The following is a 23587-nucleotide window of genomic DNA, read 5'->3' as shown; positions in this document are numbered from 1 at the left end:
GCAGTTCTCAATCTAATTTGCACTTCCGTTTGTTAGAAAATGCTAACATATTGTCATTTTATATAAATAACCGAAAGATTTCGAGGAAGTTGTCGGGGTGTCAGGAAATTGAAGTCTAAGAAGGGCATAAGTAGTTTAGGCAGTAAGAAATGAATGATTTTCATTCGCGCCATGGTAATGAGAGGAGGTTTCAATGCCATTAGCCATGCATAACAATCGCGCCATGGAATTGAGAGGAGGTATCAATGCCACTAGCCATGCATAACAATCGCGCCATGGTAATGAGAGGAGGTATCAATGCCACTAGCCATGCTTAACTTTTGAGCCATGGCATTGAGAGGAGGTATCAATGCCATTAGCCATGCATAACAATCGCGCCATGGCATTGAGAGGCCGTTTCAATGCCATTAGCCATGCATAACAATCGCGCCATGGAATTGAGAGGAGGTTTCAATGCCATTAGCCATGCTTAGCATTCGCGCCATGGTATTGAGAGGCGCTTTAAATGGTCAGTGAAAAGAGAAGACCTCTATTAAGTCAAAAAAATAAGAAGGTATGATTATGTTGGATAGAGGATAAATTTACATGTATACAAACTTATGTTCCGTGGTATAATTAGAACAAACGTTCTTATGAGGAGTGTATAACATGGATTATTCAATGTATCCCAGGCATAATGTACTTTGTATTGATATGCGATCTTTCTATGCAAGCGTCGAATGTGTAGATAGAGGAATGGATCCAATCAAAACAATGCTTGCAGTTGTTGGAGATCCGAATCGATCAGGCAGTATCGTATTAGCCGCATCACCAGCATTGAAGAAAACCTATCGTGTTAGTAATGTGAGTCGTTTTTTTGAATTGCCGGATGACCCTGGAATTATTATTGCTCCAGCAAGAATGGAAAGGTATTTAAATGTAAGTTTAGCGATCACTAAAATGATTACAACAATCGTGCCAAAAGAAGCGATTCATGTTTATTCGGTTGATGAATTATGGGTTACATTAGATGGTACAGAAAAATTATATGGCTCTGCGACCGATGCTGCTGAATTGATCCAGCAAAGAATATTGGACCAATTTGGCATCCCGTCAGCTATAGGAATAGGTGAAAATAAATTTTTGGCAAAAGTAGTCATGGATATTCATGCGAAAAAGGCAGCAAACGGAATAGCAGAATGTCGTTATGAAGATATAGAAAGATTGCTGTGGCCAGTTGAAATAGGGAAAATTTGGGGAATAGGGAGCCGATTGAGAAAGCATCTAAATCGAATGGGGATATTTTCGTTAGGTCAGCTTGCTAATCATCCATTAGAACAACTAAAGAAGCGGTTTGGTGTGATTGGTGAGCAGCTATATTGGCATGCGTGGGGAATTGACTTAAGTCCCGTAGAGGGTGATTTTACAAAATCAGAACAAAAAGGCTACGGACATGGGATAACATTGTTAAGAAACTACAAAGGGTCGGAAATTCCAACAGTATTATTAGAATTATGTGAAGAAGCTTGCAGACGAGCGCGAAAAGATCAAATGTATGGCCGGACGATACATTTATCGATCGGTTATTCTCAAGAAACAGGTGGGGGATTTAGTCGCTCAATGTCGATTGATGCACCGACGAATATAACAATGTCCATGCATCAGGTTTGTATGCAATTATTTCATACCTTTTATGATGGACAAAGTGAGATAAGGCGAGCATCTGTCGCTTTAACGAATTTAAGCAGAGATGTTGGCATCCAATTGTCATTATTTGAAGACCAACGAAAAAATAATATTGGTTATGTGATGGACGCAATTCGTGAGAAATATGGACCAACAGCAATCTTAAGAGCAAGCAGTTATACAGAACAAGGAATTACTTTAGAACGAAGTAAAAAGATAGGTGGACATTATGCATAGTGATAGAGGGAGTATTAAGTGGGCGTCCCTTATGTTACCGGAACATGTGAAAATATTAAGAGACATGTGGCAAGAAGACGAAGTAGAAGCAAAGAAAAATATCGATGAACAGCAATTGGAGGAAAATGCACAAATCCTCGTAGAGGCTTTTGTTTTAAATAAAAGGGTGAAAATCAAATACTACAATGAGAGTTACTATAAAACCGATCATTGTGCCATTGTTCGGATTGATCGTTATAATCAGTCAATCAGAGTGGAGAATATGGAATCAGAGCGTATCACCATACCATTGGAAAATATTTTGACAGTGGAAGGTTAGTGAGAGCACCTATCCTGATGATAGGTGCGCCCATATCACTCTTGCTCAAACCATTTAATAAGTGCTTGTGTACCACTATCTTCTTCACCGTTTTCCGCTAATTCTTCATACAACTTTAACGACAAGTCCAAACCAGGTGTGTTTAATCCCATGTTCTTAGCAGATTGAAGAGCAATTTTCATGTCTTTTATAAAATGTTTTACATAAAACCCTGGAGCATAGTCTTGCTTAATCATCCGTGGAGCTAAATTACTTAATGACCAGCTTCCCGCAGCACCGGAGGTAATACTTTTAAGTACACGCACAGGGTCTAATCCTGCTTTTTTTGCATAAGTTATTGCTTCTGAAACTCCGATCATATTGGAGGCAATGGTTATCTGATTGGCCATTTTTGTATGTTGCCCCGCACCGGCAGGACCTTGATGAACAATATTTTCCCCCATACATTCTAAAACAGGGAGGACTGCATGAAAGGCTTCGTCTGCTGCTCCGACCATTATGGAAAGTTTCCCATTTCTTGCGCCAATATCACCTCCGGAGACAGGAGCATCCAATGCATGAAGTTGTTTACCCTTTGCGATTTGGTGAATTTTTTCAGCAAGCAGCGGATCAGATGTTGTCATATCAATTAAATAACTACCTGACTGTGCATTTTCAATGATTCCGTTCTTCCCAAGGTAAACCTTTTCAACATCACTTGGATAACCAACAATTGTAATAATCATCTCTGCTTTTTTCGCTAACTCAGCAATACTTTCTGCCCAAATCGCTCCATTATTCAATAAATCCGCGGCCTTTTCTTTCGTTCTTGTATAAACATGAACTTCATGACCATGATTGATTAAATTCTGTGCCATGCTTCGGCCCATTACACCAGTCCCAATAAACCCAATTGTTTTTGACATAAGGCAACCCTCCTTTTTCTACCTACTTTAGCAGAAATAAAGGAAGGTGTCATTTTGTTTTATTTCTACCTAAATGGGAATAGAGTTCATAAAGGAGGGCGACAAAATGGATAAAGCAACAATTGATCAATGTAGAAATATGCTTGAGGAAAGAAAACAGGAAATTATACAAAAAAATGAAGAGGCAGCGTTAGCGCTGGATGAAGAAATTGGGGAATTAACCACTTTTAACAACCATCCAGCTGACTTAGGAACAGAATTATATGAAAGAGAACGAGATATAGCATTGGAAAGAAATCGAGAGCAGGAATTAGAAGAGATAAACAGGGCATTAGAGGCAGTGGATGATGGAACATATCATTTGTGCATAGTATGCGGGAAAGAGATTGAGGAAGAACGATTACTAACAATACCTACAACACGATATTGTGTTCAACATGCATAAAGACAGCGTTACAGTGGACGCTTATATAGTTGAAAAAGGACGATTCCATAAATCAACATGGGCTATGGAATCGTCCTTTTCTATATAACTTCTATCAAACTAATTCTGATAGGGGAAAAACTCATTCAACCAACTACGAATGGATTTAAATTATATTCCACTTTGCTCACTAAGTGTTAATGTAGTTGTTTGTTCTTTACCATCACGATAAAAAGTAACAGTTACTTTATCGCCAATATTTGTTTCGCGGTATAAATATGTTTTAAGTTCAAGCATTGATTTAATCTCGTGATCATTAATTTTTGTGATCACATCATATCGTTGCAGTCCTGCACTATCAGCTGGGGAACTAACTTCTACATCAGCAATAACAATTCCGTTTTCAACTGTTTCATCTAATTGTAATGTCTCTTGCTTGTGTCTTGCCGGAACTGTTTCTAAGTTTACCGCACTTATACCAATAAACGGTCGTTGAACTTCTTTGCCGGTTTCTAACTGTTCAATAATTGGTTTGGCATCATCAATCGGGATAGCAAACCCGATCCCTTCGACAGATTCTAATGCTATCTTCATTGAGTTAATTCCTACTACCTCACCATTTGTATTAATCAATGCACCACCACTATTACCTGGGTTAATAGCAGCATCTGTTTGAATAACTTCTGTGGTCCAATCTGCCATACCATCACGATTTAAATCAACGTCAACCGCACGATCCAGTCCACTGATAATCCCTCGAGTAACAGAACCAGCAAACTCTGTGCCTAGCGGGTTACCAATCGCGATCGCTGTATCACCTACAGTTAAATCCGCAGAGGTTCCTAGAGGAGCAACAGTTGTAACCTGATCGCTTGGAATACGCAGTACAGCTAAATCTGTTAATGCATCTGTGCCTAATACCTGCGCTTCCACATGCTCACCATTTGTTAAAATAACTTCCACATCTTGAGCGCCTTCCACCACGTGATTGTTTGTTACAACATAAGCATAGTCACCTTCTTTTTTATACACAACACCTGATCCCGTCCCAGCAGCATCAGATTCTTCCCATAAGTTCACTTGTTGAATGTTAGAAATACCAACAACAGCATCAGATACATTACTGATTGCTTCACTTAGAGAATTTACCTCTGTATTATCATTGGCTACATTAGTTGTAGGGATAACGTCTTCATTTGATTGGTCTGTTTCATTGGTGGTTTCACCCGTTACCTGTTCTGTGCCAGCTGTTTGCTCCTCATTATCTAAAACAGATAAGAAAATCCCTCCACTAAATAATGCAACAACTAACCCGCCGGCAAGCCCGCTTAAAAGCATCCCGCCAAGATTTTTATCTTTCTTATTTGATTCATTCTGTCCATTGCCATTAGGATATGATTGCTTTTCATGTTCTTCATACATTTATGTCCCCATCCTTTCAGTTGTTTGTTATTTTTCATCTATTATTGTAGTCATTACTTGCGGAACAATAATGGGATAATTGTAGAAAATTTGTGTAAGTTTACATTTATTTCACACCCTGCTTAATTTTTTGAGAAAGTTATGCGAAAATAAGTGTAAATGTAATGAAGAAAGGTGGCTTTCTATAGATGAACCAGCATATTTACCTAGTAGAAGACGATCCGAATATCCGTGATATTGTTCAAGCATATTTGAAAAAAGAAGGGTATCATGTCACGATGACAGAGCGGGCAGAAGATGCTTGGGAAAAAGCACAAAACGAACAACCAGATATGTGGATCCTGGATATTATGTTGCCAGGGATGGATGGTTATGAATTATGTAAGAAGATTAGGCAGATAAGTGAAGTCCCCATAATTATTATTTCGGCAAAAGATGAAGAAGTAGACAAAATTCTTGGATTAGAACTTGGAAGTGACGATTATTTAACCAAACCGTTTAGCCCAAGAGAGTTGGTGGCACGTGTAAAACGCCTATTTAAAAGGGCTGAGGCAAAGCCAATGGTGAATAATGTGAAACAAAGTGTGCTGGAAATTAATCAATTGAAATTGGACCAAGCTGCAAGACAGGTTTTTTGGAGAAATGAAGAAATTGATGTGACAACAAAGGAATTTGATATGCTCGAGATTTTTACGAAACAGCCAAATCGAGCTTTTTCGAGAGAGGAATTGCTCACAATTATTTGGGGTGACGATTATTTTGGAAGTGACCGAGCGGTTGATGACTTGGTCAAACGATTAAGGAAAAAGCTTGATGGACTCCCGGTCGAAACAGTTTGGGGATATGGCTATCGGTTACACATTGATGAGGGTGAATCATGAAATTACAGTACCAATTAACGGTCGCTTTTACAACATTACTTGTTATTATTATGACGATTTCAGGTATTACAATTTACTCCCAAATGCTCCAAATGCTAATTAAAGATGAACAGCGTCAGTTAGAAGATAAAGGGAAACTTATAGTAAATTTTATTTTATCTGAAAATTTGAATAGTACTTATAATGCCCAGCGGTTACTGGAAATGTTAAAGGAATATAATTTGCAGGTTTTTGCATATGATGAAACTTCCGACCAAATAATATTTACATCTATAGATATTGAGACATTGGAAAGCTGGATTGACCAATATGATATGAATGACTCTAATCAGCCATTATGGCAGGCAGGTAATGAAAAGTACGTTGTATCGATTCTGCCAATATATTCAGCATTTTCCACACAGCATTTAGTCCTGCTAACACCATTAGATGATTTACAAGAAGTAAGACAAAGCTTGTTTGACCGGCTTTTGTTAACTTTCCTGATAGGGATTGCGGTGGCTGTATTGTTAAGTCATTATTTAACAATGAAGCTTGTTACACCACTTACTAAATTACGCTATCAATTAAAGAAAATTGAGCGCAGGGAATTTGACCAGATGGGAGAAATTAAGGCAACAGGTGAAATTAAAGAAGTTGAAAAAAGTGTTGTCGAAATGGCTAACGAGTTAAATAATTTCATTCAATCCCAGCGGCAGTTTTTCCAAAATGCTAGTCATGAGTTGAAAACACCCTTAATGACAATACAAGGCTATGCAGAAGGAATTCGTGATGGTATTTTTGAAGGCGAAGACGCGGATCGTGGATTGAATGTAATGGTAGAAGAAATTAACCGATTGAAAAAAATAATTAATGAAATTATTCTATTGGCAAAGCTAGATAGTGAAGCAAATATATATGAGGATGAAAAAATTGAAATAAAAGAGTTTTTCGATCAAGTAATGGCAAGGGCTATTCCAATAGCCAATGAAAAAGGTGTAGAAATTGAATTAAAAACATTAGAAGATCATACGCTAACTTTTGATTATGATAAAATGCTCCAAGCTGTTATGAATATTGTAACAAATGCAATTAGGCATGCCTCTTCCAAAGTAGAAATAATGGTCCATGAGAAAAATAAAAAAATTAGTATAGAGGTAAAAGATGATGGAGATGGCATTGAAGAAGAACTGCTTAACAAGTTATTCCACCGTTTTGTAAAGGGTGAAAGTGGAGAAACAGGTCTAGGTTTAGCGATAGCCCGCGCGATTGTCGAACACTCTGGTGGAACGATTAATGCTAGGAATCATCCAGATGGAGGAGCTGTTTTTTGTATACTGTTTGTTAAAAATGAGAAATAGCTATATTATTGGGGCACACTTATGATATAATTAATAAGTTGTTAAACAATGAACGTCTTTAATTAAGGAGAGAATATAAACATGACGCAATTGAGAGAAGATATCCGCAATATTGCGATTATTGCCCACGTTGACCACGGTAAAACGACATTAGTTGACCAGTTACTTCATCAATCAGGAACATTCCGTGACAATGAACAAGTTGATGAACGAGCGATGGATTCGAATGATATTGAGAAAGAACGCGGTATTACTATTTTAGCGAAGAATACAGCGATTAACTATAAAGATAAGCATATCAACATCTTAGATACACCAGGGCACGCTGACTTTGGTGGAGAAGTTGAACGTATCATGAAAATGGTAGATGGTGTACTTTTAGTTGTTGATGCATATGAAGGTTGTATGCCTCAAACAAGGTTTGTATTGAAAAAGGCGTTAGAGCAAAAATTACGTCCTGTCGTTGTTTTAAATAAAATTGACCGCCCAAATGCACGTCCAGGAGAAGTAATCGATGAAGTACTTGATTTATTTATTGAATTAGGTGCAGATGATGATCAGTTAGAGTTCCCGGTTGTTTATGCTTCTGCATTAAATGGTACATCAAGCTATGAACCTGACACGCAAGAAGAAACAATGGATCCGATTTTTGAAACAATTACGGAGAATATTCCTGCACCTGTTGATAACAAAGAAGAGCCATTGCAATTCCAAGTAACATTACTTGATTATAATGACTACTTAGGCCGTATTGGTGTTGGACGAGTTTTCAGAGGAACGATTAAAGTAGGTCAGCAAGTTTCGTTAATGAAAACGGATGGTTCTGTGAAAAATTTCCGTGTTTCCAAACTGTTTGGCTTTATTGGTCTGAAACGTGTGGAAATCCAGGAAGCGCAAGCTGGAGACATTATAGCTGTTGCTGGTATGGAGGACATTAACGTTGGAGAAACAGTTTGTCCAACAGAACATCAGGAAGCATTGCCAATTTTACGTATTGATGAACCAACACTTCAAATGACTTTTGTTGTTAATAACAGTCCGTTTGCGGGTAGAGAAGGTAAACATATCACTTCTCGTAAAATTGAAGAGCGTTTATTATCTCAATTAGAAACAGATGTAAGTTTACGTGTGGATCCAACTAATTCTCCTGATGCCTGGGTCGTTTCAGGGCGCGGGGAGTTACACCTTTCCATTCTTGTTGAAAATATGCGACGTGAAGGATATGAAATTCAGTTATCCAAACCTGAAGTTATCATTAAAGAAATCGATGGTGTGAAATGTGAACCGGTTGAACGCGTCCAGATCGATGTTCCTGAAGATTATACGGGCCCTGTTATGGAATCACTTGGTGCGCGTAAAGGTGAGATGATTGATATGGTTAACCATGGAAATGGACAAGTAAGAATGGAATTCAAAGTCCCTTCTCGTGGGTTGATTGGATATGCAACAGAATTTATGACACAAACAAGAGGGTATGGTATCATCAACCATACGTTTGAAGAATATGCTCCATTTGTTAAAGGGCAAGTTGGTGGAAGACGCGAAGGTGTACTTGTTTCATTAGAAAATGGGAAAGCTTCCACTTATGGTATTATGAACTTAGAAGATCGTGGTATCATCTTTGTTGATCCAGGTACAGAAGTATATGCTGGAATGATCGTTGGGGAACATAATCGCGAGAATGACTTAACGGTTAATATTACGAAAGAAAAACACTTAACAAACGTTCGATCTGCAAATAAAGATCAAACATCTACTATTCGTAAAACACGTAAAATGTCACTGGAAGAAGCGATTCAGTATTTAAATGATGATGAATATTGTGAAGTAACACCAGAAACAATTCGTCTTCGTAAAAAAATATTAAATAAAAACGAACGTGAAAAAGCAGCGAAGAAGAAACCAAATTAATATTCGTATTAATAAACCAGCAAAGATGAGAAACTTTGCTGGTTTTTTCTATATTCTACAGGGAATGGGAATAGGAAGAATCTATATTGGAAGAAATGAGGGGGAGCATATGCGATTGTGGCGAAGAGTTAAGTTTATATTTACATTTCGTAAATCGATCCCATTTTTTAAAGATTTTTTCTTATCAAAAGAAGTAGCATTAACAAAGAAATTAGCATCTATTTTATTAATTGCTGCCTATGCCATTTTCCCTTTTGACCTGATCCCGGATTTCTTACTGTTCTTTGGTATTTTCGATGATATTATGTTAGCTGCAATCATATTACAGCAGATTGTCAAGATGGCTCCGTCATCCATTAGACATAAGTATGAGATAGATTTAAAATAACATGAAAAAGGAGGTAGGTTTATGCAAGTTTTGATGCTTAGTTTTTCTTTTATTTTTATAATATTAGTGCTAATTGGATTCTATAAAGTGTTTATACAAAAGAGGAACGTTACCCCATTTTATACCCCTTTCGAAGAAATAACCGGACAAACAGAAATTGAATTCCATGAGGAACAGGAAGTAATAGCAGAAGATGAGGACCAAGGGACAAAGAAGTAAAGTATGAAGGATAGCAATGTGAATGGTAAGGTGCCTTATTTCTAAGAAGCAACGAATACAGAAAGGAAGTTTTTTTATGAAAAGGATTGGATGTCTCCATGCCCATCACTCTAATATAAACTACATAGAGCATGCACTGGCGCCTTTCAAAATAGAACTGGTGCACTTTGTTGACCCTGGGCTAATGTATCATCTCACTCCTAACTCAACAGATGATATTGCAGTTAAAGTGAAAGAGCAGTTGAATTGGATCTCGTCCTGTGACATTGATGCGACATTAATAACCTGTACGAATTATATTGCATTATTAGACGAACTGTCTTTTGCCTCACGGGTTCCCATTATAAAAATAGATGAGCCATTTTTTGAACAAGTTTGCCGAAAGTCAGAACGACAAATATTATTATTTACTAATCCAGCAACAATTACTGGAACAATGAATCGACTCTATACATATGCAGCTAAACAAAAGAAATCGATTAATATTAATGCATGGTTAATAGAGAACAGCTTTGATCTACTAATGAATGGACAATCCGATGCTTATAATCAACTAATTCTTGATTACATAGGTAATGACAACAATACTGACTTGATTTCTGTTGCGCAATTGTCCATGGTGGAGGCAGTGAACCTGTCAGGGAAAGATATTGGCAACCCGCTTAATGCATTGGTCAAACATGTTGTTCAGCAATTTGATTTAGAAAAACAAGTATAGGCAATCTTCACATTCCTATACTTGCATAACTAAATCTATTTATAAAAAAAGGGGTACTCTTCATACGATTCACATATAAAAAGGTTTCATCCTATTAAATCTCACGACGCATTGCTTTCCTCTAATGTTTCTCTAATCTTACTGACGAAGTAAATGGCAAAACTACTTCATCTTTTTTGAAAAAAAATAATACAATTATGGTAAAATATAATAGATTTTTCGAATTTGATAATGGAAAGGGTATGACAACTGTGCGTATCCCGCGATTAATTGGCTGCCTGTTCGTATTATTTATTTTAGGCTGTTCAGGTCAGGTCCCTGAGGGAAGGAATCTTTCATTAAAACTGTCCGTACTTACGGAAAAGAATCAGACAAGTGCTTTAGTGGAGTCGCTAACAAGTGAAGTAAAAACAATTAGTGTTGCAGCGATAGGAGATTTATTGATTCATGACAGGGTATATAATACTGCAAAAACAGCTGATGGTTATAATTTCTTGCCAATGTTTGAAAAAGTACAAAACTATCTGGAAAGACCTGAGATTACAATAGCTAATCAAGAAACAATTACAGGAGGATCTGCCATTGGTCTGTCCAGCTATCCAAGGTTCAATAGCCCCTACGATTTAGCAGACAATCTAAAAGAAGTTGGAATAGATCTTGTAACAATGGCGAACAACCATACATTAGATCGTGGCGAAGTTGCTATTCGAAATGCGATAAGTTATTATGAGAAGATTGGTTTGGAATACACAGGAAGCTTTAAGAGTAAGAAAGATCAAGAAAGAATACGAGTGATCGAAACAGATGCACAGATCTCGGTTGCCTTTTTGAGTTATACTTACGGGACAAACGGAATTACTATACCTGAAGGAAAAGAATATTTAGTCAACACGATAGATCGTAAACAATTAGAGGAAGAGGTAGTAAAAGCACAAACTCTCGCAGATGCAGTCATAGTGAGCTATCACTTTGGAGATGAGTATGAGCGCTTTCCAAATAGCATACAAAAAGAATTAGCACAGTTTGCCGCAGACATTGGTGTTGATGTTGTTATCGGTCATCACCCGCATGTACTGCAACCGATTGAATGGGTGGATGGGAATAACGGTGGTCATACATTAGTTGCTTATTCATTAGGTAATTTCTTATCAGGGCAGGATGAGCTTTATCGTAGAATTGGCGGGATATTTCAGTTCGAGATTACAAAACAAGTTACAAAAAATCATGAAACCATTCAAGTACATAGTCCTTCGTTTCTACCAACATTCGTTGATTATAGCTTAAAAGATGGCAGGATGATGAATTTTTCAGTAATACCGCTTAGTGAAGTAACAGACAAGCAGGTAGCTAGTAATAGCAACTGCTTTACTGAAATAGAAAAACATATGACAAGGTGGTTACCAGAATTAAGAGTTATAAAAAAGTAGAGGAGAATTTCATTTTATGGAATGGAAAAATATTTATCGGGGAATGATTATGGGAGCTAGTGATGTAGTACCAGGTGTAAGTGGTGGTACAATAGCAGTCGTATTAGGGATATATGATCGATTAATTGAATCCATAAACGGATTATTTAGTAAAGAATATAAGAAGCATTTGTTATTCCTGATCCCATTAGGAGTAGGGATTTTAACAGCTGTATTTGTGTTAGCTGGTTTGATTGAATGGTTATTTGAACACCATCCAAGACCGACTCAATTCGCTTTTCTTGGTTTAATTATTGGTGTTTTGCCATTTTTGTTTAACCAATCAAATGCAAAGGCAAATTTTAAAGTGAATCATTATGTATTTATTTTAATAGGGATAGCAATTGTCGGTTCTATGGCTTTTTTCCAAACAGGTGAACCGGAACCTGTTTCAGAATTTACGTCAATGACGTATTTATGGATATTAGGTTCTGGCTTTGTCGCAAGTGCTGCAATGATCTTGCCGGGAATCAGTGGATCATTTTTGCTTTACGTGATTGGGTCCTATACAACAATCATTAGTGCAATTAAGAATCTGGACATTTCTGTTATCATGACTGTTGGAGTAGGCATATTATCAGGTATTCTCATAATGAGTAAGCTGATCCATTACTTGTTAAAACAGTTCCCATTTGTCACTTACGCTTTTGTTATTGGAATGGTAATTGGTTCCGTTTTTGTAATTTTTCCTGGCTGGCCAGTAGATGTGTTAGAAACGATCGTTAGTATTATTACTTTTGCAGGTGGATTACTATTTGCTTATTTACTTGGAAGAGTAGAATACCGCTAAAACAGAAAATTTGCTTAATCTCAAAAACAATGATAAATTTTGATCATATCGGAGTAAAGGGGTATGTAATTATGGAAGCAATAAAGACAGAAGAACAATTTAATGAAATAATCAAATCAGATAAACCTGTTATTATAAAATTCTATGCTGATTGGTGTCCTGATTGTAAGCGGATGGATATGTTTATTGGAGATATCTTAGAACAATATAATAGCTACGACTGGTATGAAGTTAATAGTGATGAAATCGAAGGTTTGGCACAGAAATTCGAAGTAATGGGTATCCCGAGTTTACTAATTTTTCAAAATGGGGAAAAAATCGCTCATCGCCACAGTGCCTATACGAAAACACCGGACGACGTACTGGAATTCTTACAACAACAATTAGGCTAATCAAAAAAGACTGTCTCAACAGAGGCAGTCTTTTTAAGTAATGAAGGAAACTTTTTGATTGTCTTATACGTATGATGAGTAGGAGGGGGGATCTTATGCTCACATTACAATTTGAAGATGTTTGTGTAGATATAGGGAAAAATCCGATTTTAAAAGATGTCAGTTTCTCCATAGAAAAAGGTCAAATTGTCGCATTAATAGGTCATAACGGTGCAGGTAAATCAACAATTATGAAGACAATAATGGGCTGGCTGGAAAAGAATAAAGGAAATATCGCTATTAATGGAATTAATCAGGACGAATCATTTTTAGCCTATAAAAAACAGATTGCATACATACCGGAAGAACCATTTTTATTATCAGAATTAACAGCAATGCAGCATTTTCAATTATATGGTCAAAGCTATGGTATTTCTGAAAAGGAGTTAAATGAAAAAGTAGAACATCTGATAAACCTGTTAGTTACACGAATATCCAGAATCATTATCCAAAGGGATGAGACAAAAAGTTCAAACAATTTGTGCTTTATTACCTGATGTTGCTTTATTGTTAATCGATGAGCCGTTTATGGGATTAGATGTCCATGCTGCAGATGACCTAGAAAAACTAATAATGAGTAAGGCGAAAAAAGGGACAAGCATCCTGCTTACCTCCCATCAGCTAGATCGAATAGGTATGTTTGCTGACAATTATATAATGTTGCATAAAGGGGAACTTACCGAGCAAGGACATATGAATAATTTCGAGGAACTAACAAGGAGGTCAACCGATTGAGAAGAACCTTACAGCTTGTTCGGTTTATTCGAAAAAGTCGAAGAAGAAAGAAACAACAACTCTATAAACTAGCTTTTGGTGTTGCACTTGACCGAACCATTTCTATCTATCTTAGTTGCTTTGTTTTTATAGGATTATTTATTATCTATGATGAACTAAAAAAATTACAGCAATGGGTATTTGAATGGGAAACTATAATTGAACCATACATGCCGATATTAATTGTCGGGTTATTTATGCGGGCAATCATTTCATCTTTCTTCCATCCTGGCATATTGTTTACCAGTGCAGAATATAAAATGACAACATTACCTTATATAAAGAAGCATGTATGGTTCGTTACATTTATTGAATCCATTGCCAAAAATGTTTTCCTGTATATATTTATTTTTCTATCGATTTTATTATTAACACCAATCTCAACTTTAATTCTCTTCAAGTGGATAAGTATTGCCATGGTTGTCACCCTGCTATTAATATTGCCACAGTGGTATCTTTTTCAAGCGAACCCATGGAGAAAAGTGATCGTGTTTGTTGTTGGAATGATATGTTTTGCACTTATCCACTTCTTGTTATCCGCCATTTTCGTCCCGGAATATTTCATTTCCACAACGATAATAATATTAATTGTCTTTAATTTGTGGTTATGGAAAAACCATTTAACAAAAGTTGACTGGATGCGTGTAATTGAAGTAAATGATACAAAAGTATGGAATATGTTCTTTGTAAATCGAATGAGCGGGATGGATATAAAACCTGTTAAGAAGCCGTTATTGCAGCAATTGTTCCGTTCAGCAAAAGAGAAGAAGCCGTTCTCTTATCAGCACGGTACAGTTATATTCAGGAAGTTGTGGAAGGTAAGCCTTTCAGAGGAAAAGGAACATTTCATTCGGGCAATGATAACAATTATCGTATGTTTAGTTGTTTTAAGTTTTCAAACGGAATGGCTTCAATGTTTTTCAATAATTATTGCCATATTTGCTTTTAATAAAATTACAGTTAGTTACTTTCATGCAGGGTTTAAACAGAAAATTATTCACAGTATACCTTGGAATATGGATGTGATCAAAAGAGCATTTTTATATTGGATCTATCCATTGCAGGGTCTTTTAGGGATAATCCTGATTTGTATATTACTATATCAGGAAGGATTCAATGCATTGACTTTCATTCGGTTAGTACACTATTTCCTTACAGCATATGTATTGTTGAATCTCGATTTGAATATTTCCGTAAATAAAATAAATCAAAAATGGTACACTCCCCCCTTAAGCACACGGTTAATCGGGCCTTTAAGCTACTTAACAATTTTAGGTAGCTTTATTACCCCATTTGCATCAGTTTATATAGTATTCTTAATAATTTATTTATTTTATATTAAAAAAGCAAAATATGTAAAAACTTAGATTGACGGCACCATATAGATTCCCTATAATACGTGCATAGAGATAAAGTAGAGAGGATGAAAGGGATGGACGATCGAGAGCTATACTCAAAGAAAAAACAAGACCCTTCTCTTAAATTGTTTGTTGTTTTATCGAAAGCTTATCGAGCAGTAGTTGATCAAGTAGCAGATGATATAAGAAGTTATGGACTTAATACGACAGATTTTGGTGTTTTAGAGTTATTGTATCATCAAGGAGAACAACCATTACAAAAAATTGGGAATAAAATCTTGTTAGCAAGCGGAAGTATTACTTATGTTGTTGATAAATTAGAAAAGAAGGGTTATGTCAAAAGGACACCGTATGACAAAGATCGCCGTATTACGTTCGCTTCCATTACAAAAGAAGGGGAAAAATTATTAAATGAAATTTTTCCTGAGCACTGGAAGCAAATTGAGGCAATTACAGCAGGATTAACGGAAGATGAGAAAAAAACGGCGATTGAATTACTGAAAAAGCTAGGGTTATATGCAAGTGAATTATCAAATAAAAAATGATGTTTTATTCTTTTGGAATATGGGTAGATCTTAGTAGGTAGAATTGCCACTAGGAGGGACACCAATGAATCGACCAGAAGTGCAAGTGTATATTAGTGATCATTGTAAAGAATGTGAAGATGTTATTCATTTCTTGGAGAAAAGAAATGTTAAATATATTTCCAAAAATACATCTAGAAATAAATCATTTTTAAAAGAGATACAAAAAGAGAATGTATACGTGACCCCTGTTGTTAAAACCAATTACGGGAAGTGGGTATTAGGCTATCAGGAAGACCAGCTAATCCATGTTTTAGGGTTATAAACCAGCACATACTCCTCTTTCATTGCATAGCCTATAGTAGATAAACTTGTGCATAGAAATGGAGGGGATATGTATGCATAACTGGAACACCCAAGGGAGGCAGCCAAACCAATATTACGACATGCAAAAACCGTATCCGCCAAAGCAAATTCCGATGACACCATTTCAATATTATCAAAAGCCTAACCTGCCGTTACCTTATTATCAATCGAATCAAACAATGAAACCACCATTTGGCAAACAAGCAAATTCAATATTAAGCTATTTTCAAACAAAAGACGGCGAAATGGATTATGACAAAGTCTTTCATACTGTTAATCAATTAGCGGCAACTTATCAGCAAGTATCACCATTATTTAAAAATGTCAGCAATATAGTGAAGTCTTTTAAAGCTTAAAAGGTTAGTTATCCTTGTCTTTAATGACAAGGATATTTCTGTGGAGTAAACGTGATGTAAACAGGGTAAACTATCTCTAGCGAGGGAGGAGATGCAATGTCTGGATGCCTGGTAATCCATGGCTTCACTGGCGGGCCTTATGAAGTATTGCCATTAGCAGAATACTTAGGGGACGTTACAGACTGGGAAATTGTCACACCTAAACTGCCGGGTCATGGTTTAGGAGCGGGCCGTGATTTAGATTTATCTACAGTTACGTATAAGGATTGGATTAATGAATGTGAAGAAGCATACACAGATTTACAAAAAAGACATGACCAGATTTATATCATTGGTTTCTCAATGGGTGGTATGATATCTGCTTATTTAGCGGCGAAGTATGGTTGTGAAAAGTTAGTATTATTATCTACATCCAGGAGATACATAAGTGTACCCAGAATGACACTTGATCTGCTAAATTTTGGCCGGAAAGCTCTGACTAGAAAGTTAAAAACAGATCCTCTCTATCTGCATTATATGGGGAAATACGGATCAGTACCTGTTCGAGCAACCAGAGAATTCCTAAAATGCATGAAATTCACTAAACCATATTTGAAAGAGATCAACTGCCCGGTTTTTATCGCACAAGGGATCCAAGATGGCATGGTTCCATATAAAACGGTTCATTATTTAGATAAGGAAATACCTGGTGACGCACAGATTATCTATTTCCATGATTCCAAACATTTAATATGTTTAGGGGAAGATAAAGAAATCGTGATCAATGCTGTGTATAAATTTTTAGTCGATGACACTCATAACGCCTTAGCCAATAATGGCTAAGGCGTTATCGTTACTTTCATTCTTCTCTTTCTTCTAGTACTAGCAATAAACAATAAAAGCCCAAATACTACAATCATTCCGCCAAGCCATTGTACCCATGAAACCTTTTCTCCAAGAATAAAATATGCAAGCATTGCTGCACCGACAGGTTCAAACACAATACCCATGGATATAATAGACGTGCTAACCCATTTTAACGCCCAATTTAATAAGTTCAGACCTAGTAATGTAGGTATAACCGCAATAGAAAGGAAAATTAGCCATTCGTCACTGCTATAATTAATATAGGAATTCCCTGCAATCATATTGTATATGATAAGGACAATACTTCCGCTTAAGTAGGAAACACATGTGTAAGTAACCATGGACACCTTTTTTCTAACACTCTGCCCTAAAAGGAAGTAAATAGTTATGAATACAGCGGCGACCAATGCGAGTATATCACCATACAATGCTTCACCCGCAATCTGGAAGTCTCCCCATGCAATAATAATACTGCCGAAGATTGCGATAAACATACTGATAATTGTTCCTGGAGCAAATTTCTCTTTGAAAAATATGGATGTTCCAATGAAAGCGAACACAGGCTGTAATGTAACTAAAACAACAGAACTAGCGACAGAAGTATAATTTAATGATTCGAACCAAATAATAAAATGGATAGCTATACTAATGCCTGCCAGGATTGTCATGCCCCAGTCTCGCTTATCTAGACTTCTCAGCTCCGCTTTTTTTATATATACAAATGGGAGCATGAGTATTGCTGCAAAAAGTAAGCGATAATTGGCAATAATTGCAGCAGGTACATCACCAGCCATTTTTACAAAGATTGCAGCAGATGATACTGCAATAACGCCAATGGTGATAGCTAAATATGGAAACATTCGATTACTTTTCACTTTTTCACCGCCCGTCAATGCATTCCTTTTTTTTAGTATACAGTATTTATGGAAAATACAAAAAAATATTCCATTATCACTTTTTAATATTTGAAAATGAGGAAAAATTTATATAGAATTAAACAGAAGAGTGTGATATGATATAATAATCCATTGATTGGTCATTTATAAGCCTCTTCCAAATGAATGTGGAGGAAGGCTTTTTTCATTGCAACATCCCATATAATTGTGTTATAAACACAATAACTTTCACAAATTCGCCACATAGTGAGAACTTCTGATAGAAAACTTGGCTTGTCGGCAAGTCCATAGCAGTAAGCCTTAGTTTTGCTTATACTATCTTCCAATTTAACTAATACTTTATGATAGTGTAAAAATTTACTAATAAATTAGGATGATTTTGACAATTTATTTTCTTCCTTAAAAACCTTTGTATTTTCCGATAGGATCAATGAATAAATGGGTAAACTAATGATAATGAAGAAAAATGATATTAGATGAGATTTTAAGAAAAAAAGGAGTAGAACAAAATAGTGACAAATTTTAACGAATTAGGTATTTCAGCGTCAATCATGAAAGCATTAGAAAAAATGGGGTTTGAAGAGGCTACACCAATCCAAGCTCAAACAATCCCATTAGGTATTCAAGGGAAAGATGTCATTGGACAAGCGCAAACAGGGACAGGGAAAACAGCAGCATTTGGAATCCCAATGCTGGAGCAAGTTGATCAGAATGAGCGTAAAATTCAAGGGTTAGTTGTCGCACCAACTAGGGAACTGGCAATTCAAGTATCAGAAGAATTGCACAAACTAGGTAAAATTAAAGGTGTAAAAACACTGCCTGTCTATGGTGGACAACATATGGAACGTCAAATCAGAGCATTGAAAGACCGCCCGCATATTGTTGTGGCAACACCTGGACGTTTATTGGATCATTTGCGTCGCCGCACGATTCGTGTGGATGATGTGAAGATTGCTGTCCTTGATGAAGCAGATGAAATGTTGAACATGGGATTCATTGATGACATTCGTGATATCCTTAAGGCGATTCCGGATGAACGACAAACCTTGTTATTCTCTGCAACAATGCCAAAAGAAATCCGTAATATCGCAGCAACATTAATGAAAGATCCAGAAGAAGTTAAAGTGAAATCGAAAGAGATGACAGTGTCAAATATTGATCAGTATTTCATTGAAGTACATGAAAAGCAAAAGTTTGATACACTTACAAACCTTCTGGATGTACATGTACCAGAATTAGCTATTATTTTTGGCCGTACAAAAAAACGTGTTGATGAACTAACTGAAGGGCTTCAAGCGCGTGGTTTCAGAGCAGAAGGTATTCACGGTGATTTAACGCAAGGGAAACGATCTTCTGTCCTGAATAAATTTAAATTTGGCCGTATTGAGATTCTTGTCGCAACAGATGTAGCTGCACGTGGTTTAGATATTTCTGGTGTAACACATGTATACAATTTTGATATCCCGCAAGATCCAGAGAGTTATGTCCACCGAATTGGACGTACAGGTCGTGCTGGTAAAATGGGTGAAGCTATTTCATTCATAACACCAAGAGAGACACCTCACTTACACTTAATTGAAAAAGTAACGAAGAGTAAAATGAAACGTATGACACCGCCAAGTTTTGATGAAGCAAAACGCGGACAACAACAATTGACTGTACAGAAATTAATCAGAACAATTGAGAAAAAAGATTTAGCCGACTATCGTGAAACGGCAAACGAATTATTAGAAGAGTATGATTCAGTTACGATTGTATCAGCTGCATTAAAAATGTTGACGAAAGAACGTCGCCAAACTCCTGTAACGTTAAGTTCTGTTCAGCCTGTTAGTGTAAAACAAGCAACGAAGAACAAGGGCGGAAAAAACTTTAGAAATGATAACAAACGTGGCGGGTTTAATGGACGCAAAGGCAAACAAGGCGGCCGCAATCGTAAATTCCAAAACAAGCGATCAAATAATAATCAAGGACGTTAAAAATAACCGGGATATTTATCCCGGTTATTTTTTTTATATTATGATGATACCAATGATAGAAAGGAATGGAATTGCATAAATGGTTGCAAAGCCTATGAATGCTGTTGTTCTGATCCAATTCTTTTCAGTATCTGATACTTTTTCTTTCGGTACTTCTTGATTGACTGACCATATTTGGGCAATAGCAAAAATTAGAATACCAATAATAATCATTATTGGTATGAGTTTACCACCAAATGTTAATCTACTGTCTTCCATTGTTACAAAGCCTAAAACAATGAGAAGGATAGGAATCACTTCAATCAGTGCAACAAATAGAAAATACCTTGATTGGTCTTTCTGTACACCTTGTAAATCAAAGTCATCTTGCTCAATTCTCTGAATTATTTTTCTCATTAAATTTTTGAAATTAATTAAAATTCCAATTCCCGCAATGATCGCAGCAATGGTAAAAGACCAAACTGATAACATAATAACCTCCTAAGTTGTTAAAAGAGTGAGGAAATAATCCCTAAAATAACTAAAATGATGAAAATAATAGTAATGATTGGTTTGAGATATTTTTTATAGCGATATCTTTTCTTATTCCAGCGATTTGGATCGAAACCGATATCTCCTTCCGGCCTGGGACTTCTTTTGTTTCTATAGGGCGAGAAAGGTTTGACATTACGCAAAATAATCGGGCCTAGTGCTAAACCGGCAATAAAGCCGAATAAATGTCCGGTAATATTAATATTGGAATTAATAAAGGTCATGACAAGACCAATGATAATAATAATTGTGATCAATCTTGCGCTGCCTGGGTCAATTAACTTCTTCTCAAAGATAACCATAAAAAGATACAAACCAAACAATCCATAAATTGCTCCAGAAGCCCCAACATAAGCATAGGATAAATCCGGAATTGCAAATAATGTTAAAATATTAGCAACAACCCCTGTGAATAGATAAGTAAGTAAAAACTTCCATTTCCCTAACATTTGTTCAAGTGCGGGAGCGAATAAGACAGTAGAAAATGAATTAAATAGAATATGCCCTGCACCAGAATGTAAGAAGACAGATGTGAAAAGACGCCAATATTCACCTTGCAATATAAAATAGTGTACGCCCGTACCATACTGGTAAATAAAGTTTCCCAATGGGGAGAACAGTACGCTAATTAGCCATATCCCTATTTGAAGTCCGACAATTATCGATGTAACTGGGTAGAACCTAAGGAAATCTTTGAAACTCTCTGTCCGGATAAACATAGAACACATCCTTCTTCGATTATAGGTAGCTCTATATTAACATAATATCGATTGGTATATATAGTGTTATACAGCGTATTTCTTCTCATAAAAAAAACGTTAAGCTATACTGAAGGAAACAACTTTAAAGAGGGTATAACAATGATAAGAGGTATTGGGATAGATATTGTTGAAATGGAGAGAGTGAAACAGATTTTAATAAGACAACCAAATATAGTCGATAGAGTTTTAACAGCTGATGAAAAAGAACTTTATGAAAACTTAACAGCCGAACGGAGGAAAATGGAGTTCTTCGCTGGGAGATTTTCAGCAAAAGAGGCTTTTTCTAAAGCGTTAGGAACAGGAATTGGAAAAGTAAGTTTTCAAGATATAGAAATTTTGCGGGATGAGAATGGTGCACCGACAATTCAATCCCGTGCTGCCAAAGGGGAAAAGGTTTTTGTTTCCATATCACATAGTGAAGCATATGCGGTAGCACAAGTAATAATTGAAGGAGATTCGGCATAATGAGAGAGGTTGTCTCATAATATTTTAGTGCGGGTAGGAGGGAACAAGATGTACATCGTAACCGCGGAGGAAATGTATGAAATCGATCAATATGCGATAGAACATGGGGGGATAGATGGCAAAATCCTTATGGAAAATGCGGGACAGGCCATTGCAGAGCGGATTAAAAAGCAAGAAGCAAGCCGTCAATCTGTAGCTGTTGTAGCAGGCAGTGGCAATAATGGTGGTGATGGATTCGTTATTGCAAGATATCTATTGCTAGCAGGCTTTACAGTAAAGGTATTTCAACTTGTACCAGATCACAAGGTGACAGGAGATGCACTCTATCATAAACAATTATTTATTAATCAACAAGGCCTGATTGAAAGTGATACAACTGTTGAAATATTACGAAAAGATCTGCCACACTATCATTTTATTATTGATGCTATCCTGGGTATTGGGGTAAAAGGAGACATTCGTCCATCAATTAAACCATTCATTGATGTAATTAACCAATCTGATCAGAAAGTGATCTCTGTAGATATTCCAAGCGGTCTGCCGGCAAATGCAGGAACTAATCTCGATATTGCGATCAAAGCAGATGTTACTTATGTGATTGAAGCACCTAAGCAAAGTCTTTTTACGGAATGGGGTGCACCATATTACGGAGATTGGGAAGTTGTACCGATCGGAATGCCGGAACAAGCCTACTTAAATCGTTCTCCGCTTAAGAGGTGGGGCAGGGAAGAGGTTGTTTCCACTTTACCGAAGAGAGATACTTTTTCCCATAAAGGATCCCATGGCAGAGGTGCAGTAATTGGCGGTGGACAAACAATGCCAGGTTCTGTGACGTTAACTGCAAGGGCTGCATTAAAGTCAGGTGCAGGTTTAGTGACAATCGCTACAGTAAAGGACAATATCCCTGTTATTGCCAGTACGTGTACAGAAGCTATGTATCACGTGTTAGAGGATCGAGATGGTATCATTACAACTAACGATGTAGATCTCTTCACAGCCTTTGATGGATTGGCAATTGGCATGGGAATGGGAAGAGAACAAGTTACAGCAAACTTCACCCAACAACTGATTGAAAAATTAGATATGCCAATGGTTATAGATGCAGACGGACTGCATCACTTGAAGCCAATACTAAATAAAGTGTCTAAAAGAAATTATCCACTAATTATTACGCCACATTATGGGGAAATGGCGATGCTTACGGATTATACAGTGGCTCAAATTAAGCGTTCACCATTCTCGATAGCTAAAGAGTTTGCTAGCAAACATCAGCTATATGTTGTTTTAAAAGGTAAGTTTACGATTATTACTTGTCCTGATGGTACACAGACAGTAAATGATACCGGAAACGCTGGTTTAGCTAAAGGTGGCAGTGGTGATGTATTAGCAGGGATTATTTTAGCGATGATCATGCAACGGCAATCTTTGCTGGAAGCTTTATGTAATGCCTGCTATATCCATGGTTTATCTGCTGATATGAGGGTGGAGTCAGGAATAAATACAGAATTTGACTTGCTTGCTTCAGATGTAATTGATGGTCTATCGCATGTTTTTCGTACATTGGTCTGACGTGTAATTGTTCCCTTTGTCCTCTTACTTGAGACAAAGGAGAGTTGTC

27 protein-coding genes are annotated in these 23587 nt (G+C 36.7%); 22 read left to right on the top strand and 5 right to left on the bottom strand.

What is annotated here, in order from left to right:
* Positions 1-648 precede the first annotated feature (648 nt).
* Entirely contained in the window at positions 649-1902 is a 1254-nt protein-coding gene (locus ACFOY7_RS03160; protein WP_390249302.1) for a Y-family DNA polymerase, read from the top strand.
* Complete coding sequence (locus ACFOY7_RS03155) at positions 1895-2221, top strand: YolD-like family protein (RefSeq protein WP_390249300.1); 327 nt, start codon at positions 1895-1897, stop codon at positions 2219-2221. Before ACFOY7_RS03160 ends, ACFOY7_RS03155 begins: the two co-directional genes overlap by 8 nt.
* Positions 2222-2256: 35 nt before the next feature.
* Here the strand turns inward: ACFOY7_RS03155 and ACFOY7_RS03150 are convergent, their stop codons facing one another.
* The gene (locus ACFOY7_RS03150; RefSeq protein ID WP_390249298.1) at positions 2257-3126 is read right to left on the bottom strand and encodes an NAD(P)-dependent oxidoreductase; all 870 of its coding nucleotides are present in this window, start codon (positions 3124-3126) and stop codon (positions 2257-2259) included.
* A gap of 106 nt (positions 3127-3232) precedes the next feature.
* Here ACFOY7_RS03150 and ACFOY7_RS03145 point away from each other — a divergent pair, with 106 nt between their 5' ends.
* Positions 3233-3571 (top strand): TraR/DksA C4-type zinc finger protein, encoded by a 339-nt coding sequence (locus ACFOY7_RS03145; protein WP_390249296.1) that lies wholly within the window; start codon positions 3233-3235, stop codon positions 3569-3571.
* A 150-nt stretch (positions 3572-3721) separates the two neighbouring features.
* Here ACFOY7_RS03145 and ACFOY7_RS03140 read toward each other — a convergent pair whose 3' ends face one another.
* Positions 3722-4972, bottom strand: coding sequence for a S1C family serine protease (locus ACFOY7_RS03140; RefSeq protein WP_390249294.1), 1251 nt, complete (start codon positions 4970-4972; stop codon positions 3722-3724).
* A 188-nt stretch (positions 4973-5160) separates the two neighbouring features.
* Between ACFOY7_RS03140 and ACFOY7_RS03135 the strand changes: the two genes are divergently transcribed.
* The 16 genes from ACFOY7_RS03135 to ACFOY7_RS03060 all read left to right on the top strand — a co-directional run bounded on the left by ACFOY7_RS03135 (position 5161) and on the right by ACFOY7_RS03060 (position 17316).
* Complete coding sequence (locus tag ACFOY7_RS03135) at positions 5161-5853, top strand: response regulator transcription factor (protein ID WP_390249292.1); 693 nt, start codon at positions 5161-5163, stop codon at positions 5851-5853.
* Positions 5850-7193, top strand: coding sequence for a sensor histidine kinase (locus tag ACFOY7_RS03130; RefSeq protein ID WP_390249290.1), 1344 nt, complete (start codon positions 5850-5852; stop codon positions 7191-7193). Before ACFOY7_RS03135 ends, ACFOY7_RS03130 begins: the two co-directional genes overlap by 4 nt.
* A gap of 81 nt (positions 7194-7274) precedes the next feature.
* Positions 7275-9104, top strand: a complete 1830-nt coding sequence (gene typA / locus ACFOY7_RS03125; RefSeq protein ID WP_390249288.1) for a translational GTPase TypA — start codon at positions 7275-7277, stop codon at positions 9102-9104.
* Between the two features lie 109 nt (positions 9105-9213).
* On the top strand, positions 9214-9492 hold the full coding sequence (locus ACFOY7_RS03120) for a YkvA family protein (RefSeq protein ID WP_390249286.1): 279 nt from the start codon (positions 9214-9216) through the stop codon (positions 9490-9492).
* Positions 9493-9513: 21 nt separating this feature from the next.
* Positions 9514-9711 carry a DUF3951 domain-containing protein gene (locus ACFOY7_RS03115; RefSeq protein WP_390249285.1) on the top strand — a complete coding sequence of 66 codons (198 nt, stop codon included), beginning with the start codon at positions 9514-9516 and terminating at the stop codon, positions 9709-9711.
* Between the two features lie 76 nt (positions 9712-9787).
* On the top strand, positions 9788-10429 hold the full coding sequence (locus ACFOY7_RS03110) for a hypothetical protein (RefSeq protein WP_390249283.1): 642 nt from the start codon (positions 9788-9790) through the stop codon (positions 10427-10429).
* Positions 10430-10605: 176 nt separating this feature from the next.
* Positions 10606-11856, top strand: coding sequence for a CapA family protein (locus ACFOY7_RS03105; protein ID WP_390249282.1), 1251 nt, complete (start codon positions 10606-10608; stop codon positions 11854-11856).
* A gap of 16 nt (positions 11857-11872) precedes the next feature.
* A complete protein-coding gene (locus tag ACFOY7_RS03100) occupies positions 11873-12685 on the top strand; it encodes a DUF368 domain-containing protein (protein ID WP_390249280.1) in 813 nt (270 codons plus the stop codon).
* Positions 12686-12756: 71 nt separating this feature from the next.
* Complete coding sequence (locus tag ACFOY7_RS03095) at positions 12757-13077, top strand: thioredoxin family protein (RefSeq protein WP_390249277.1); 321 nt, start codon at positions 12757-12759, stop codon at positions 13075-13077.
* Between the two features lie 95 nt (positions 13078-13172).
* Positions 13173-13613, top strand: coding sequence for an ATP-binding cassette domain-containing protein (locus tag ACFOY7_RS03090; protein ID WP_390249275.1), 441 nt, complete (start codon positions 13173-13175; stop codon positions 13611-13613).
* Complete coding sequence (locus tag ACFOY7_RS03085; RefSeq protein WP_390249273.1) at positions 13573-13851, top strand: AAA family ATPase; 279 nt, start codon at positions 13573-13575, stop codon at positions 13849-13851. The genes ACFOY7_RS03090 and ACFOY7_RS03085 overlap by 41 nt, the downstream gene beginning before the upstream one ends.
* Positions 13848-15257 carry a hypothetical protein gene (locus tag ACFOY7_RS03080; RefSeq protein ID WP_390249271.1) on the top strand — a complete coding sequence of 470 codons (1410 nt, stop codon included), beginning with the start codon at positions 13848-13850 and terminating at the stop codon, positions 15255-15257. Before ACFOY7_RS03085 ends, ACFOY7_RS03080 begins: the two co-directional genes overlap by 4 nt.
* 65 nt (positions 15258-15322) lie before the next feature.
* Positions 15323-15793 (top strand): MarR family winged helix-turn-helix transcriptional regulator, encoded by a 471-nt coding sequence (locus tag ACFOY7_RS03075; RefSeq protein WP_390249269.1) that lies wholly within the window; start codon positions 15323-15325, stop codon positions 15791-15793.
* 64 nt (positions 15794-15857) lie between these two features.
* Positions 15858-16097: a thioredoxin domain-containing protein gene (locus ACFOY7_RS03070; protein WP_390249267.1), complete on the top strand. Its 240-nt coding sequence runs from the start codon at positions 15858-15860 to the stop codon at positions 16095-16097.
* A 73-nt stretch (positions 16098-16170) separates the two neighbouring features.
* Complete coding sequence (locus ACFOY7_RS03065; protein WP_390249265.1) at positions 16171-16494, top strand: YppG family protein; 324 nt, start codon at positions 16171-16173, stop codon at positions 16492-16494.
* Between the two features lie 96 nt (positions 16495-16590).
* Complete coding sequence (locus ACFOY7_RS03060) at positions 16591-17316, top strand: alpha/beta hydrolase (protein WP_390249263.1); 726 nt, start codon at positions 16591-16593, stop codon at positions 17314-17316.
* On the opposite strand, the gene ACFOY7_RS03055 is transcribed toward ACFOY7_RS03060, so the two are convergent.
* Entirely contained in the window at positions 17313-18215 is a 903-nt protein-coding gene (locus ACFOY7_RS03055; RefSeq protein ID WP_390249261.1) for a DMT family transporter, read from the bottom strand. The genes ACFOY7_RS03060 and ACFOY7_RS03055 overlap by 4 nt on opposite strands.
* A 533-nt stretch (positions 18216-18748) precedes the next feature.
* Here ACFOY7_RS03055 and ACFOY7_RS03050 point away from each other — a divergent pair.
* Complete coding sequence (locus ACFOY7_RS03050; protein WP_390249259.1) at positions 18749-20212, top strand: degradosome RNA helicase CshA; 1464 nt, start codon at positions 18749-18751, stop codon at positions 20210-20212.
* Between the two features lie 33 nt (positions 20213-20245).
* Here ACFOY7_RS03050 and ACFOY7_RS03045 read toward each other — a convergent pair whose 3' ends face one another.
* Together ACFOY7_RS03045 and ACFOY7_RS03040 are read right to left on the bottom strand one after the other, a co-directional pair.
* Positions 20246-20683, bottom strand: coding sequence for a hypothetical protein (locus ACFOY7_RS03045; RefSeq protein ID WP_390249257.1), 438 nt, complete (start codon positions 20681-20683; stop codon positions 20246-20248).
* Positions 20684-20700: 17 nt separating this feature from the next.
* Positions 20701-21462 carry a rhomboid family intramembrane serine protease gene (locus tag ACFOY7_RS03040; protein ID WP_390249255.1) on the bottom strand — a complete coding sequence of 254 codons (762 nt, stop codon included), beginning with the start codon at positions 21460-21462 and terminating at the stop codon, positions 20701-20703.
* Positions 21463-21603: 141 nt separating this feature from the next.
* Between ACFOY7_RS03040 and acpS the strand changes: the two genes are divergently transcribed.
* Positions 21604-21969 carry a holo-ACP synthase gene (gene acpS, locus ACFOY7_RS03035; RefSeq protein WP_390249253.1) on the top strand — a complete coding sequence of 122 codons (366 nt, stop codon included), beginning with the start codon at positions 21604-21606 and terminating at the stop codon, positions 21967-21969.
* A 48-nt stretch (positions 21970-22017) separates the two neighbouring features.
* Positions 22018-23538 carry an NAD(P)H-hydrate dehydratase gene (locus ACFOY7_RS03030; protein ID WP_390249251.1) on the top strand — a complete coding sequence of 507 codons (1521 nt, stop codon included), beginning with the start codon at positions 22018-22020 and terminating at the stop codon, positions 23536-23538.
* The last annotated feature ends 49 nt before the right edge of the window (positions 23539-23587 follow it).

It is taken from the genome of Gracilibacillus xinjiangensis, assembly GCF_042651765.1.
In the GTDB taxonomy this organism is placed as follows: Bacteria; Bacillota; Bacilli; order Bacillales; family Amphibacillaceae; genus Gracilibacillus; species Gracilibacillus xinjiangensis.
This window is presented reverse-complemented; position numbering and strand designations above follow the sequence as displayed.